The sequence below is a fragment of the Streptomyces sp. NPDC050617 genome (assembly GCF_040654795.1).
Lineage (GTDB): Bacteria > Actinomycetota > Actinomycetes > Streptomycetales > Streptomycetaceae > Streptomyces.
In genome coordinates this window covers 388,977-403,349 of record NZ_JBFAIS010000002.1, presented here as the reverse complement: position 1 = coordinate 403,349, position 14,373 = coordinate 388,977, and the positions used below count along the sequence as shown (strand labels likewise).

Annotated in this window: 12 protein-coding genes; 5 read left to right on the top strand and 7 right to left on the bottom strand. The window is 70.0% G+C overall.

The features are described from left to right. Nucleotides 1-206: 206 nt before the first annotated feature. Both AB0I49_RS04345 and AB0I49_RS04340 read right to left on the bottom strand, forming a co-directional pair. A complete protein-coding gene (locus tag AB0I49_RS04345; RefSeq protein ID WP_363225294.1) occupies nucleotides 207-1,070 on the bottom strand; it encodes a rhomboid family intramembrane serine protease in 864 nt (287 codons plus the stop codon). Between the two features lie 192 nt (nucleotides 1,071-1,262). After that, nucleotides 1,263-1,796: a peptidylprolyl isomerase gene (locus tag AB0I49_RS04340; protein ID WP_363225293.1), complete on the bottom strand. Its 534-nt coding sequence runs from the start codon at nucleotides 1,794-1,796 to the stop codon at nucleotides 1,263-1,265. Nucleotides 1,797-2,122: 326 nt separating this feature from the next. Between AB0I49_RS04340 and AB0I49_RS04335 the strand changes: the two genes are divergently transcribed. Continuing rightward, nucleotides 2,123-2,776, top strand: a complete 654-nt coding sequence (locus tag AB0I49_RS04335; RefSeq protein WP_363225292.1) for a DUF5324 family protein — start codon at nucleotides 2,123-2,125, stop codon at nucleotides 2,774-2,776. A 188-nt stretch (nucleotides 2,777-2,964) separates the two neighbouring features. Here the strand turns inward: AB0I49_RS04335 and AB0I49_RS04330 are convergent, their stop codons facing one another. After that, nucleotides 2,965-4,149 carry a DUF4190 domain-containing protein gene (locus AB0I49_RS04330; protein ID WP_363225291.1) on the bottom strand — a complete coding sequence of 395 codons (1,185 nt, stop codon included), beginning with the start codon at nucleotides 4,147-4,149 and terminating at the stop codon, nucleotides 2,965-2,967. A gap of 329 nt (nucleotides 4,150-4,478) precedes the next feature. Between AB0I49_RS04330 and AB0I49_RS04325 the strand changes: the two genes are divergently transcribed. Further along, on the top strand, nucleotides 4,479-5,045 hold the full coding sequence (locus AB0I49_RS04325) for a hypothetical protein (protein WP_363225290.1): 567 nt from the start codon (nucleotides 4,479-4,481) through the stop codon (nucleotides 5,043-5,045). A 32-nt stretch (nucleotides 5,046-5,077) separates the two neighbouring features. Here the strand turns inward: AB0I49_RS04325 and AB0I49_RS04320 are convergent, their stop codons facing one another. Next, nucleotides 5,078-5,800: a TetR/AcrR family transcriptional regulator gene (locus AB0I49_RS04320; RefSeq protein ID WP_363225289.1), complete on the bottom strand. Its 723-nt coding sequence runs from the start codon at nucleotides 5,798-5,800 to the stop codon at nucleotides 5,078-5,080. A 50-nt stretch (nucleotides 5,801-5,850) separates the two neighbouring features. On the opposite strand from AB0I49_RS04320, the gene AB0I49_RS04315 reads away from it, so the two are divergent. Continuing rightward, the gene (locus tag AB0I49_RS04315; RefSeq protein ID WP_363225288.1) at nucleotides 5,851-7,536 is read left to right on the top strand and encodes an FAD-dependent oxidoreductase; all 1,686 of its coding nucleotides are present in this window, start codon (nucleotides 5,851-5,853) and stop codon (nucleotides 7,534-7,536) included. A gap of 292 nt (nucleotides 7,537-7,828) precedes the next feature. Here the strand turns inward: AB0I49_RS04315 and AB0I49_RS04310 are convergent, their stop codons facing one another. Then, nucleotides 7,829-8,014, bottom strand: a complete 186-nt coding sequence (locus AB0I49_RS04310; protein ID WP_363225287.1) for a hypothetical protein — start codon at nucleotides 8,012-8,014, stop codon at nucleotides 7,829-7,831. A gap of 217 nt (nucleotides 8,015-8,231) precedes the next feature. Further along, nucleotides 8,232-9,533, bottom strand: coding sequence for a glycosyltransferase family 2 protein (locus AB0I49_RS04305; RefSeq protein WP_363225286.1), 1,302 nt, complete (start codon nucleotides 9,531-9,533; stop codon nucleotides 8,232-8,234). A 510-nt stretch (nucleotides 9,534-10,043) separates the two neighbouring features. Between AB0I49_RS04305 and AB0I49_RS04300 the strand changes: the two genes are divergently transcribed. Both AB0I49_RS04300 and AB0I49_RS04295 read left to right on the top strand, forming a co-directional pair. Beyond that, nucleotides 10,044-11,414: a cellulose binding domain-containing protein gene (locus tag AB0I49_RS04300; protein WP_363225285.1), complete on the top strand. Its 1,371-nt coding sequence runs from the start codon at nucleotides 10,044-10,046 to the stop codon at nucleotides 11,412-11,414. Between the two features lie 165 nt (nucleotides 11,415-11,579). Next, entirely contained in the window at nucleotides 11,580-12,428 is an 849-nt protein-coding gene (locus AB0I49_RS04295) for a class II aldolase/adducin family protein (protein ID WP_363225284.1), read from the top strand. Between the two features lie 28 nt (nucleotides 12,429-12,456). On the opposite strand, the gene AB0I49_RS04290 is transcribed toward AB0I49_RS04295, so the two are convergent. Next, complete coding sequence (locus AB0I49_RS04290; RefSeq protein WP_363225283.1) at nucleotides 12,457-14,136, bottom strand: GAF domain-containing protein; 1,680 nt, start codon at nucleotides 14,134-14,136, stop codon at nucleotides 12,457-12,459. Nucleotides 14,137-14,373 lie beyond the last annotated feature (237 nt).

The following is a 14,373-nucleotide window of genomic DNA, read 5'->3' as shown; positions in this document are numbered from 1 at the left end:
GCAAACGCGGATCGGGGACGACGCGAACAGCAGTTCCCCACAGCGTGCACAAGATCGGTCATTCTCTGTGGACAACGCGGGGATGAGGCGCGGGGACAAGGCAGGGATGAGGGCGGGGAGGGCACGGGGAGAGGGCGGGGAGGGCAGGGGGCAAGACCGGCCGTGGTCAGCCCGCGTCAGCCGTCGTCAGACCTCGTCAGCCGTCGTCAGCCGTTGAGCTGCACGGTCCGTACGATCACCACGGCGGCGATCACGAGCAGCATCAGGGCGCAGGTGCCCCACTGCACGAGGGCCCGCTTGTCGCGGGGCGCGTGCACCATCCCGTACGCGACCACCGTGCCGACCACCAGTCCGCCGAGGTGCGCCTGCCAGGAGATGCCGGCGAAGGTGAAGGTGAAGAGCAGGTTCAGCGCGAGCAGCGCGATGACCGGCCGCATGTCGTAGTTGAGGCGCCGCATCAGCACCGCGGTGGCGCCCAGCATCCCGAAGATCGCCCCGGAGGCGCCGAGCGTCCCCATGTTCTGGGGCGAGAGCAGATAGGCCAGCGCGTTGCCGCCGAGCCCCGCCACCAGGAACAGCGCGAGGAACCGGGCGCGGCCCAGGGCGGCCTCCAGCGGCGGGCCCAGCCACCACAGGGAGAGCATGTTGAAGCCGATGTGCCAGATCTCCTGATGCGCGAACATCGAGGTCAGCAGCCGGTACCACTGGCCGTTGGCGACGCCGACCTCGCCGGGGAGGTTCGGGTCGTACGCCTTCCCGATCAAGGTGAGGGCGTCGGTGAGGGAGTCCCCCACGAAATACACCGCGATGAAGACCGCGAGGTTGACGCCCAGCAGGGCCTTGGTGACCAGGCGCGGGTCGGCGGTCACGGCGCCGCCCGCGACGGTGCGCGGGGTGTTGGCCCGCGGGGACTGCCCGGTGCCCGAGCCGGTGCTCACGCACTCGGGGCACTGGAAGCCCACCGAGGCGCTGACCATGCAATCGGGGCAGATCGGCCGTTCGCAGCGCACGCAGCGCACGCCCGTCTCCCGGTCCGGATGCCGGTAGCAGCAGACCGCCTGGTCCTCCATCGTCTCCCCTTGCCCCTTGCCCCCTGCCGGTCGGCTTCCGGCCTTCGCGTACGTACGCAGGCCCCGCCCCTCTCTACGGACGGGCGGGGCGCTGGGTTCCCGTACGGATTCCGCCGCGGATTCCGATACGCATTCCGCCGCGGCTTCCGCTACGGATCCGCCGCGGCTTCCGCTACGGCTATCGCTGAGGGCTCAGCCCTCGCGGCGCTCGACCACGACGGACTCGATCACGACGTCGTTGACCGGGCGGTCCGTGCGCGGGTTGGTGTCCGTGGCCGCGATGGCGTCGATGACCTTCTGGCTCGCCGGGTCGACGACCTCGCCGAAGATGGTGTGCTTGCCGGTCAGCCACGTGGTCGGGGAGACCGTGAGGAAGAACTGCGAGCCGTTGGTGCCCGGGCCCGCGTTGGCCATGGCCAGCAGGTACGGCTTGTTGAACGAGAGGTCGGGGTGGAACTCGTCCGCGAACTTGTAGCCGGGGCCGCCGGTGCCGTTGCCCAGGGGGTCACCGCCCTGGATCATGAACCCGCTGATGACACGGTGGAAGATCGTGCCGTCGTACAGCTTGTCCGTGGACTTCTGGCCGGTCTCCGGGTTGGTCCACTCGCGAGTGCCCTCGGCGAGCTCGACGAAGTTCTTGACCGTCTTGGGCGCGTGGTCCGGCAGCAGCCGGATCACGATGTCACCGTTGTTGGTCTTCAGGGTGGCGTAGAGCTGCTCGGCCACGATCTACCTTCCATAGACTTCACTGACGTTCCCCGATCCTCGCACGGACGCGCGCGGACGTCGCCCGACCGCCGCCTAAGGGCGTCTTCGGACACCTCCTCGGCGCTTATCCGTCGCTTCCCACCGCGAGTAGTCGCCGAAGGGGCGCGCCCGGCCGCCAACCGTGGCATCGTCAGCCGAAGCTCCTTATGCCCCGGATGCCCGCCCGCACATGCCGTCAGGCCGCCGGACAGGCATGATCTTCATTCGCGGGGACAGGCGACAGATACTGCATTCATTGGGGACAAACGCCAAGCCCCCGGACACGCCACCGAGGAGGAGGAACCGTGACCCGCAAGGACAGCGTGCGAGCCGCGACCGGCACGGCCAAGGACAGCGTGCGGCACGCCGCGGATGTGGTGGCGCCCTACGCCGGCACGGCCAAGGACACCGCCGCGCACTTTGCGCACGAGGCGCGCGCACGGCTCGCGCCCAAGGTGTCGACCGCCGCGCACCAGGCCCGCTCCACCGCCGGCGAGCAGTACCGCGCCCACCTCGCCCCCCGGATCGAGCACGCCCGCGAGGCCCTGCCGCCCAAGGTCGACCAGGCGGCGCTGCGGGCCCGCGCCGCCGCCGAACCCGTACGGGACGAGGCCGTGGCCCGCGGCAGCGCGGCCATCGCGGCGCTCCGCGGCCAGGTCTCGGCCGCCGACATCGACAAGCTCGCCAAGAAGCGCGCCCGCCGCGCCCGTACCGGCAAGTTCGCGAAGCGGCTGCTGGTACTCGGAGTGCTGGCGGGCGGCGCCGCGGCCGTCTGGAAGTGGTGGGACAAGCAGGCCAACCCGGACTGGCTCGTGGAGCCCCCGGCCCCCACCGAGGTCTCCGACCGCACCCCGCTCACCGCCGTCGACGGCAGCGCGGGCGCCACCCTCGACCCCGAGGTCCAGGCCAAGCAGGCCGAGGCGGAGGCCGACACCAAGGGCCCCGACGACAAGCGCTGACGGCTTTACGGCCGTACGGCTGTGCATCCGTTACAGCTGTACATCCGCTACGTCCGTACGCCCGTTTCGGTGCACGTGCGGGGCGGGCCCCGGCGACTACGGGGCCCGCCGCGCAGGCCGGTCCGCCCGCATTCGGCCGGGGCGCGTGAGGCCGGGGCGCGTGAGGCCGGGGCGCGCGGCGCGGCGCGTCAGTTGGGTCCTGACCAGTAGGAGTCCTCCCACTCTCCCGCGTCGGGGGTGAACTCGACCTCGACCTTGTCGGCGGCGTCGGGCGGAAGGGAGAAGGCGTACTTACCCACGGCTTCCCTGCCGGGGAGTACGTAGCCGCTGAGAACCTTCTGGCGGCCGCTTCCGTCGATCACCATCTCCGTGGAGGCCCCGTCGGCGTCGTTGACTCTGGGCAGCCCCGACTCGATCGAGAGCCGCTCCTTGCCCGTGTTGACGACCGTGATCGTCACCTGGATCGCCTTGTTCCCCTTCGTGTGGCCGAACGCGAACTCGTCCGGTACGAAGGGCTCGGGCTTGGCCACCGTGACCTTGAGGCCGTTCTTGAACGTGTACGCCTCGCCGAAGGCCAGGTGCCTGGCCCGCTCCTCGCGCTCCTCGCGCTCCTTCTCCCGCGCCTGCCGGTCCTTCTCCTCGGCCACCGCCGCCCTGTCCGCCGCCTTCTTCGCGCGAGCGTCGTCGGCCTCCATCTTCAGCCCCACCACGGCGAGCGTCCCGAGGCCGGCCGCGATCAGCAGACCGGCCCCGCCCAGGATCACGCCGGCCAGCGCCATCCCCTTGTTGGTCGCCAGCCCCTTGCGCGCGTGGCTCAGCCCGATGAAGCCGAAGATCACGGCGAGCAGGGCCGGCAGCCACGACATCCAGAACAGGACGACGGCCAGACCGAGAGCGACACCGGCCAGACCGAGCACCAGGGAGGCCACGCCCATGGCGTTACGGTCCGGCGGTGGCGGCACCGGGTAGGGGTACGGGTGCGCGTACGGGGAGGAGGATGGGGACGGGGGCGGTGGCGGGTACTGCGGCCAGGGCGCGGGCGCCGATCCGGGAGGCGGGGGACCCCAGGGGGCTTGGCCGGCCTGCTCCTGGGCGGCGGGCTCCTGGCCGGCCTGCTCCTGGGCGACGGGCTCCTGACTCGCCGGGTCCTGAGCGGTCTGATCTTGTGCGGCCTGGCCCTGAGCGAGGGGCTCTTGGCCGGTCGGCTCCTGGCTCTCCGGCTCCTTGCTCGCCGGCTCCTTGCTCTCCGGCTCCTGGCTCTTCGGGTCCTGGGCGGGGGGCTCCTGCCCGGCAGGTATCTGGTCGCCGGGTCTTGGGTCGCCGGGTCTCTGATCGCCGGGTCTCTGATCGCCGGGAGGTGCGGGAATGGTCACGAAAAATCCTTCATGCAGGGCGAATTGGCGGGTCGATGACCTTACCAGTAGCTTTTACCGTTTCCTGACTGCCCGGTGACTCCTCGGCGGAGGCCGCTTCCGGGCCGGTCGACGCCCGCGGCCGTGTCCGGGATGCCCATGTCCGGCGATGTCCGGTGCGGCGAGCCGAAGTCTCCGAACAAGGGCTCAACTTGATCTCTCATGGCGGTCGGTGACGGGAACACGCGAGTAGCTGTGCGTTTCAAGGATTCGGCGGGCTCCGGCCGTACGCGCGGACTACGGTACGGACGCGCCGCGCCACCCTCCGCGGTCGCCTGAGGAGGAACCCTGTGTCATCGCCCTGCGACCCCCAGCACGCTCCCGCCGGCGATGTGGGCGCGGCGCTCATGATGATCGACTCGCGGCTCAAGGTCGTACACGAAGGCAAGTCGGAGATCGCCCCCGAACAGCGGGCGCTGATGGACCAGTTCACCGCGTCGCTGGGGCCTCGGGGCGCCGATGCCGTGCTGAACGGCGCGTGCACGCTCATCTTCATGTTCATGAAGTGGCTGCGGATGGCCTACGAGGACCACGACCGGGACGTCATCGAGTATGTGGTGCCCAACCTGGTGGCCACGATGCGCATGATGCCCAGGAGCGTACGCCCCGAGGTCATCCCCACCATGACCGGGCTGGTCGTCGCCGCGGGCACCGGGCTGAGCCCCAACTTGTGGCGCAAGCAATACGGTTACTGGACGAAGGACGAGATGACTCCGCTGGAAGTCACCGCCTTCCTGCTCGCGGAGCACATCAACCGCATCACCGAGGACCCCGACTTCGCCGTCCGCATGATCGCGGAAGTCCTGCCGGAGGCGGACGAGGAAGACGACGAGGACGAGGACGAGTACGAGCACTGACGCGGTCGTCGCGCACCCGTCGCCGCGCCGGGTCAGCGGTGTGCCAGGCCGTCGATCATCAAGGCGAGGGTGAAGTCGAAGCGGTCGTGGCCCTCGCCCGCGGTGAGTTCGGCGGCATGCCGAGTGGTGTGGGGAAAGGTCTCGGCGGGCAGGGCGGCGAACCGGCGCAGCAGTTCTCCCCGGTCGCGTACCCAGGCGATGTCGTCGTCCGCCGCCCGCTGGCGCGCGATGGACAGCTCCAGGCAGTAGGCGGCCACGTACAGGAAGAGGGCGTCGATGGCCCACGCGGCGGTCTGCGGGGCGACGCCGCCGGCGAGCAGGATCGCCAGCATCCCCTCGCTGACCCGCACGATCTCCAGGTCGGTGGGGGCCATGGCCAGCGCGGCGCGGGAGATCCCGGGGTATTTCAAGTATTGATCGCGCATCTGGACGCACACGCCGCGGATCTGCTCCCGCCAGGCCGCGGGGTCGGGTGCCGGCAGTGCGAGCCCGGCGCACAGCCGCCCGATGAGCAGTTCGTCGAGGTCGGCCTTGTTGACCACGTGGGCGTAGAGCGAGGCGGGCCCGGTGTCGAGCGCGCCGGCGAGTCGGCGCATGGTCAGCGCCTCGTAACCCTCGGTGGCGATGACGTTCAACGCGGTATCGACGACCTGCTCCACCGTGATCGGGACCTTGCGGCGCCGGGGCTTGGGGGCGGATTCGGCCTCGGGGTTCGGCGGCTGGTGGCGGGCCGCGCGTCGCTCTCTCGGGTTCACGCGTCCATCATAACTTGACACGAACGCCGTTCGTACGTAGAACGGTGTTCATGACGAACGACGCACATCTGGACACGGACGTGACCGTGGTCGGAGCCGGGCCGGTGGGCCTCATGCTCGCCGCGGAACTGGCGCTCTCCGGGGCGACGGTGCAAGTACTGGAGCGGCTGGCCGAACCGGCCGTCGAGATGAAGGCGGGCGGGATCAACGTGTCGACGGCGGAGGCGCTCGACCGCCGCGGCCTGCTGCCCGCCGTCGAGATGAAGGCGGGCGGGATCAACGTGTCGACGGCGGAGGCGCTCGACCGCCGCGGCCTGCTGCCCGCCGCCGAGAAGGTGCAGCGGGAGCTGCTGGAGCGGCTGGGGCCGCCCGCTCCCGTGCCCGGCAAGCGGCGGTCCGAAGGCGATGGGCCCGACGGCGGTCGGCGGGGCGAAGACGACCAGCAGCCCGGCGGCAGGCGGCTGACCGGGCATTTCGCGGGGATCGTCCTGGACGCCGACCTCGTGAACTGGACCGATCCCGACCTCGCCGCGCACGCCTCGGTCGACGGCGCGCGGATGGTCCCGCAGCGTGAGCTGGAGGCGCTGCTGGCCGAGCACCTCGCGGCGCTGGGCGTGCCGGTGCGGCGCGGGGTGGAGGTCACCTCGTTCGAGGACACCGGCGACGGCGTGCTCATCGACACGAGCACCGCCGGGGCCTCGGGCACGGTACGCACCGGGTGGCTGGTCGGGTGCGACGGCGGGCACAGCACCGTACGCCGCCTCGCGGGCATCGACTTCCCCGGCACCGACCCCGAACTCACCGGCTACAGGGCGCTCGCCGACATCGCCGACCCCTCGGTGCTCGCGGAAGGGTGGGGATGGTCGCCGCACGGCGTGTACCGCTACGGCCCCCAGCCCGGACTGGTGGTCGCCGTGGAGTTCGTCCCCCCGCCCGCCGACCGTTCGGCGCCCGTCACCCTGGAGGAGCTCCAGGCCAGCCTGCGGCGGGTCTCGGGCACCGACGTCACGCTGACGGGACTGCGCGGCGACGCGACGCGCTGGAGCGACAACGCCCGCCAGGCGGCGACCTACCGTTCGGGCCGGGTGCTGCTGGCCGGCGACTCCGCACACGTGCACTCGCCGTTCGGCGGCCAGGGGCTCAACCTCGGTTTCGGCGACGCCATGAACCTCGGCTGGAAACTCGGCGCCGTCGTCGCCGGCCGGGCGCCGGAAGAGCTGCTCGACACGTACGACGCCGAGCGCCGCCCCGTCGGCGCCTGGGTGCTGGACTGGACGCGCGCCCAGATCGGGGTGTTGCGCGGGGACGCCAAGTCGGCCGCGCTGCGGGAGCTCCTGATCGACCTGCTGCACACGCGGGACGGCGCGACCCACGCGGTCAAGAAGATCCTCGGCGTCACACAGCGCGTCGACCTCCCCGGCGACCACCGTCTGACCGGCCGGTACGCCCCCGACCTGTGGCTGAGCGACGGCTCCCGCCTCACCGACCACGGCCACGGCGGCGGATTCCTCCTCCTCGACCGCACCCCGGACGGCTCCTTCACCCGCCTCGCGAAGCCCTGGGACGACCGGGTCAACACCGTGCCCGACGACACCCACGCGACACCGGCGGCGGTGCTCGTACGCCCGGACGGCGTGGTCGCCTGGGCCACCGACTCCGCCGACTCCACCGACGCCACTGCTGCCGACGGCCTGGAAGCCGCCTTGCGGCGGTGGGCCGGGCCGCCTTCGTCGTGACCGTGACCGTCGCGGTCGACAGCGGGATGACCGCTGGGGCAGCGCCGCTCACCTGGTACTGAGAGAGCCAGACGCCGACGGGGCGCGGCCCCGGAGACCGCGGTCAGTGGCTGAAGAGCGCTCGGAGCCATCCTGCGGGCCCTACCGGCGCTGCCTTCCGCGCTCCATCCGTGACGTGGCGAACTCAAGACGGTTTCTCCAGGGCCCACTCACCCGCGGCCAGAGCTCACTCACCCGCCGGCCAGAGCTCACTCACCCGCCGACCAGGTCTCACTCCCCCGCCCGCCAGGTCTCACTCCCCCGCGATGCGATGATCCCGCCGACGACGCCTGATGGACGCCGCAAAGGTCACCAGCGACACGCTGATGATGACGACGGTGGCCCAGAGCATCAAGGTGTCGGTGTCCGTCACCCGGGTCAGCGCGTAAGCGATGCCCGCGAGCACCGCGCAGACCCCCAGGCCCTTGAGGGAGTTCATTGCTCTCCTTGGTTCTTCTCTGCAGTCGACTATGCGGTCGCTGCGGTAGCTGCGGTTAACGCGGTCGCTGAGGCTGCCGCGGTTGAGATTGGCGCCGCGGTCGCTGAAGCCGCCGCGGTCGCTGGAATTCGTGCCGCGGCTACCGAAGCCGCCGCGGTTGCTGAGATGGCTGCCGCGGTTACTGAGATCGCCGCGGTTGCTGAGAGCCCTGCCGCGGTCATTTCCACGCGGAGACCCGGGTCAAGTACGACTTCACGATGGAAGAGACGAGCCAGTACGTCCGCACCACCGTGTAGACCAGTTCGGGAAGCAGCAGCGCCTCGACGAGCATCGCCTTCCAGCCGAGGTTCCGCACGCGGAGGGCCGGATAGACGATCCAGAAGCCGAGCATCAGCAGGAGGAACACCGGGTAGTTGTCGAAGCCGCGCTGCGCGGTCCGTACGAGCTGGGACGAGCCCCAGCCCAGGATGTAGGCGGCCCCGAAGAGGCCCAGGAACATGGTGCTGATCGAGTGCCAGGTGAACTTGGTCCAGCCGCGGCGGCGCAGCGTGTCCACCGTGCCGCGGCTCCACCGTTCACGCTGCTGGATCAGCTCGCGCAGGGTGGGCATGAGGTCGGTGTAGGCGATGCACAGCTGGTTGGCCGTGATCTTCCAGCCGGATTCCTTGAGCGCCAGCGTGGTCTCGTAGTCCTCGACCAGGTTGCGGTGGTCCTCCCAGAAGACCTGCCCGCGCCAGTCGAGGAGCCCTTGGAGCGCTTCGCTCCGATAGAAGGAGCCGGCGCCCGACATGGTGTGCACGTCCTGGCGGTAGCGGATGTTGGCCGCCCTGCCGTACTCGATGATCTGCATGCCGAGCAGGAACCGCTGCCAGGGGTTGCGCCACAGTCCGGTGCGGCCGAGGCATGCGGCGCTGACGCCTCCCAGCTCCGGGTCGGAGGCGAGGACGTTGCGGGCGCGTTCGATGAACCTCGGGTGCAGTTCGGTGTCGGCGTCCATGACCAGGACGTGCCGCACCTTGCTGGTGAGCCGCCCCCCGACGGACTCCCTCAGCCATTGCAGGCCGTAATTGAGAGCACCGGCCTTTTTATGCGGGTTGTTCGGCAGATTCAGTACGACCGTGAGCGGCGTGGACTCATCGTCCGCGAATTGCTGCGCGAACTCCTCGGTGCGGTCGGTCGAGTTGTTGACCACCACGACGATCAGGTCGGGGCGTCGACTCTGAGCGGCCAGGGTCTTCAGGGAGGTGAAGACTCCGACTTCCTCGTTACGCGCCGGAACAAGGATGACGGTGTCGTATACGGCCGTATCACCTTGCTCGGCGAACGATCCGCGCCCCCTGCGATGCCGGCTGCCGGCCGCTTCGGCACGCTGGTCCGTGACACGGCCCTTGCGGCGCCCGCCGCCGGCCGTTTCAACGCGCTGGTCCGGGACACGCCCCTTGCGGCGCTGGCCGCGCGACGAACGCGCGGCTTTGTCCCGTGCGCGGCGCGCAGTAGTGCCCGACAAGGTTCCCCCCACTCAACTCAACTCACACGACCCGCATCTTGTGATGATCCTGTGAAAGCACAGCGAGAAGATAACCCAGGTATTTGAACGCCTACTTCCCGTTCGGGGCAGGTCGGCAGCGCCCCGCAGGTGCACACTCGGCGAATTACGACATCTTAGCCCGGATAAAAGTCCCAAAACGCACATACCGCCGCCACAAGGAGGCGCGGAGGGGTGATCAAGATCACTCAGCATCGCGCGTTCTCGACCCAGTTGACGCCGAGATGTACTACCAAGGTGAAATAAACAGGCTATACAAGCTTAATACGGCATGAAGCGGACATAAGCCTATGCAGCCTTGTTGCCTAAATACTCCCGTAGATCGCGGTTACGATGACGCGGAATGTGAGTCAGTAGTGAATGCGATGTGAAGGCCCGCAGGCGGCGCCGCTCCTCGCAGCACATCAAGGAGCTTCAATGGGTCGCCCTCGTCGTAGCCCCCGCCGCCGAGGCGGGGGCGGCGCGATCAAAATAGTGCTTGTCATGGCCATACTCATAGCCGCCGGCGCAGCGGCCTATGTCAAATGGGGCCCTGGCGGAAGCGACGATTCGGGGACCGGTGAACTCACGGTCCGATATCGCACCGACGGACCGACTGTCGCGGCAGCGGCCAAGCCCTGGCTGGAAGTCGTCAACAATTCCAAGAAGACCATCCCGCTCAGCGATGTGACCCTCCGCTACTACTTCGCCGGGGACGACTCCGCCTACGGATTCAATTGCGTCCAGACGAGCCGGGGATGCGGCAACGTCACCCAGAAGCTGGGCACGCTCAGCGGTGGCGACGACGCCGGCGCCACCCACTACGTCGAGGTCGGATTCGGCGCGGGCGCCGGGGAATTGAAACCCGGGGGAACCAGCGAGGCGATCGGCCTCCAGCGCTACCGCCTGGACCACAAGAAGCTGAACCAGGCGAACGACCGCTCGTTCAACGCCAAGGTGACCCACTACGCGCCGTCGAAGCTGGTCACGGGCTACGTCCGGGGCGCCCTGGCCTGGGGCGACGAACCGAGCGGCACGGCCGACGCGGCCAAGAACCCGCCCTCGTCCCCCGCCGCACCGCCGGCAGGAGTCGTCTTCGACAACTTCCACTACACCGGCCCCGACGACCCCGCCTTCACCGCCAACGGCTGGCAGGCCCGAAGCGACGCGGGCGGCCCCGGCATCCACAACACCTGGTCGGCCGACGGCGTCACCTTCCCGGCCGAGTCGTCCGCCAAGGGCGGCCAGGTGCTCCAGCTCCGGGCCGCCACCGACGGCACGAAGAAGGGCACCCGGCAGTCCGAACTCCGGAGCGTCAAACCCGACTTCTTCACCGGCACCCTCGCCGCCCGGGTCTACTTCAGCGACAAGCCCGTAAAGGGCCCCAACGGCGATCACCTCAACGAGTCCTTCTTCACGATCTCCCCCGCGGAGAAGTCGAAGAAGTACAGCGAGCTCGACTACGAGTACATGCCGCACGGCGGATGGGGAGCGCCCGGCCCCCGCATCGACACCACAAGCTGGATCAGCGGCAGCGGCAAGCCGCAAGACCGCACCACGAAGACCCAGATCAAGGACCTCACGGGCTGGCACACCATGATGGTCACCGCCATGGACGGAAAGGTCACCTACTCCGTGGACGGCCAGAAGCTGTTCACCCACAAGGGCAAGTTCTTCCCGCGGGAACGCATGAACGTCCACTTCAACGCCTGGTTCATCGACCTCCCCTTCAAGGGCCCGCGAACCTGGGACATGCGCGTCAACTGGCTCTACTACCAGGCCGACCGCACCCTCTCCCTCCCCGAGGTCGACAAGGCCGTCGACGGCTTCTACGCCGCCGGCACCAACCACGTGAACACGGTGCGCAAGCACTGAGCCGACACGAGGAAATGGCCTGGAACCGCCTTCCCGGAGCTCGCGGGGGAGCGGGGGGCACTGCGGGCCCCATCGGTGATCGTGTGCGCTTCGCCCACCTCTCCCCGAAAGGAATGGGCGGAACGCACGTATCCGCCGCCGGGAAACCGCCATAGCGTCGAATGCATGAACACCACCAAGAACTCCCCCAAGGGGGACGTGAACCAGGAATCCATCGAGAACCGGGGCAAGTTCGGCGAGGTGAACGTCTTCCTTCCCGGTGCGGACATCCCCGCCCCGGCACAGGACCTGTCGATCGAGGAGGAGCGGCAGCTGCGCAAGCGTGAACTGGCCGCGTCCTTCCGGCTGTTCGCCCGGTTCGGCTTCTCCGAGGGCGTGGCCGGTCACATGACCGCCCGCGACCCGGAGCGGCACGACCACTTCTGGGTCAACCCGTTCGCGATGAGCTTCAGCCGGATCAAGGCGTCCGACCTGATCCTCGTCAACGAGCAGGGCGAGGTCGTCGAGGGCAAGGGCGCGGTCAACCTGGCCGGCTTCTACATCCACTCGGCCGTGCACGAGGCCCGCCCCGACGTCGTCGCGGCCGCACACACCCACTCGCTGTACGGCAAGACCCTCGCCTCGCTCGGCATGAAGCTCCTGCCCATCACCCAGGACGCCGCGTCGTTCTACAACGACCACGGTCTGTACGCCGGTTACGGCGGCCCGGCCGGCTACCACGAGGAGGGCCAGCGCATCGCGCAGGCGGTCGGCCCGCACAAGGCCGCCGTGCTGCAGAACCACGGTCTGATCACCGTCGGCCACAGCGTCGGCGAGGCCGCCTGGTGGTTCATCACCATGGAGCGGTCCTGCCAGGCGCAGCTGACGGCGATGGCGGCCGGTCACCCCATCTGCATGGACGAGGAGACCGCCGAGTTCACCGCCAAGGAGGTCGGCGGCCACTACGCGGGCTGGCTGAACTTCCGCCCGCTGTGGGACCAGATCGTGGCCGAGCAGCCCGATCTGTGCGAGTGATCCGATCTGCGCGATTTTGATCCGATCGCTAGCCGCGCTCGGAGTGGACCCGCAGCAGCAGTTGCAGGTCCACCGAGCGCGGCGGCTCACGCCAGTCGGGTCCCAGAAGCTCGTCCAGGACGGCGAGCCGCTGGTAGAGCGTGTTGACGTGGATATGGAGGGCACGGGCGGCAGGGGTGGCCCGGCAGCCGTGGTCGAGACAGGCCTGGAGGGTTTCGACGAGGGGAAGCCCACGTCGGCGCTGCTCGCGCAGGACGGGGCCGAGCAGCTGCTCGTACTGGGCCCGCAGCTCCCGGCGTCCGGTGTGGCTGAGCAGCACCCGGTAGAGGCCGAGCCGGTCGGCGGAGGCTGCTTGGCCCCGGCGCCCCAGGGTGAGCAGGGCGCCCAGGGTCAGCTCCGCGTCGTGGTGGCAGCGGGCGAGGTGTTCGGGGGCGGTCGCGGGACCGGCGACGCCGATGGTCGCGGCGGGAACGCCGCGGCCTTCCCAATGCTCCAGGAGGTCGTCGGGGGTTGTGCCGGGCACCAGCGCGACCAGGCGCGTACCGCCCTGTGCGAGAACGGTGCCCGGCGGAAGTCCGCAGGCGGCGAACTCCCGCCGTGCCTGCCGAGGATCACCGTCCGGTTCGGCGACCAGTACGCAGTACGAGGCGGACGGGTCCAGGCCCGCGTTGCGCATGCGCTGACGCGGGGTGAGGGGGCCGGAGGCGGGCCGCGTCAGCAGATCGAGCAGGAGCGCGTCCCGGGGGAGCCGGGTCGCGTCGGCCACGGCCGTCTCCGCGGTGACGGCGAGCGCGACGAACGGGGCGGCCCGCTCCAGCAGGGCCGCGTCCGCGCGGACGTCCCGGCTGCCGAGGGCCACGAGGGCGCCGCATACGGAGCCGGCCGCGGAGACGGCCCGGACGCACGCGGCCCGTTCGACGAGCTCCGCGTCACCGGCGTCCGCGAACAGCACCTGCCCGGAGGCATCCTGGCCGATCTCCCGCAGGAGAGCGTCGAGGCCGCCGCCGCTCAGCAGCGCCTGGGTCAGCCGCTCGTTCCGGCGTACGGCCAGCTCCAGCTCGGCGTGGTCGAGCGCGGCGGCCGCGTGTGCCGCGAGGGCCGACAGCAGCCCCACTTCCCGGTCCGTGAACCGGTGCTCCCGCCGCCTGCTGACGAAGAGCGCGCCGAGCATGCGGCCGTGCCGGGCCAGCGGCACGCCGAGCAGGGCGTGGATGTCCTCCTCCATGGCCGCGGTGTCGGCGGCGGGATGATGGGGGAAGCCGTCCTCCGTCGCGTAACTGCGCAGGCCGACAGGGTGCCCCCCGGCGACGACGGTGCCGGTGAACCCGGCCGCGGCGGGCAGCCGCAGTCCCTGAAGCCGACCGGTGCGCGCGCCCTGGGCGGCCGCCATCACGAACCCGCCGTCGTGCGCGAGCCCCACATACGCCAGGTCGGCGTCCAGCAGCCGCCGCGCCCATCCGGTCACCGCGGGCAGCAGCTCATCCGTGCTCCGCGCGCCCGCGAGCCCCTCGGCGGCGTCGTTCAGAAGGGCCTGCTCGGCCGCCCGCCGACGCCCCTCGTCGAGAAGCACCTTGACCCGCAGAGCGGCCCCCGCCTCCCGCTCCACGTCCTCGGGTGACGTGCCCACGCCGAGCAACTCGTCGCGATACCGATCGAGGTCCGTCAACGACGCCCCGGCGAGCAGCAGCTCAACCCATGATCCACCCATGCATTCATGATAGATACAACACAAGATGCAGATAGCGGCACCATGGCCCCCTGCGCACCGCACAGCCTCCGCCCGCCGCACCCTCTCGCCACCACCATCACGCCGAGGCGTCGGCACCAGCACGCGGAGGCGCCAGCACCATCACGCCAGGCGCCAACACCGTCGCGCTGACACGCCAGCACGCGAAAAATCCCCTCCGAACCACGTTTCCGCAGTTCAAAGGGGATCTATGACGTG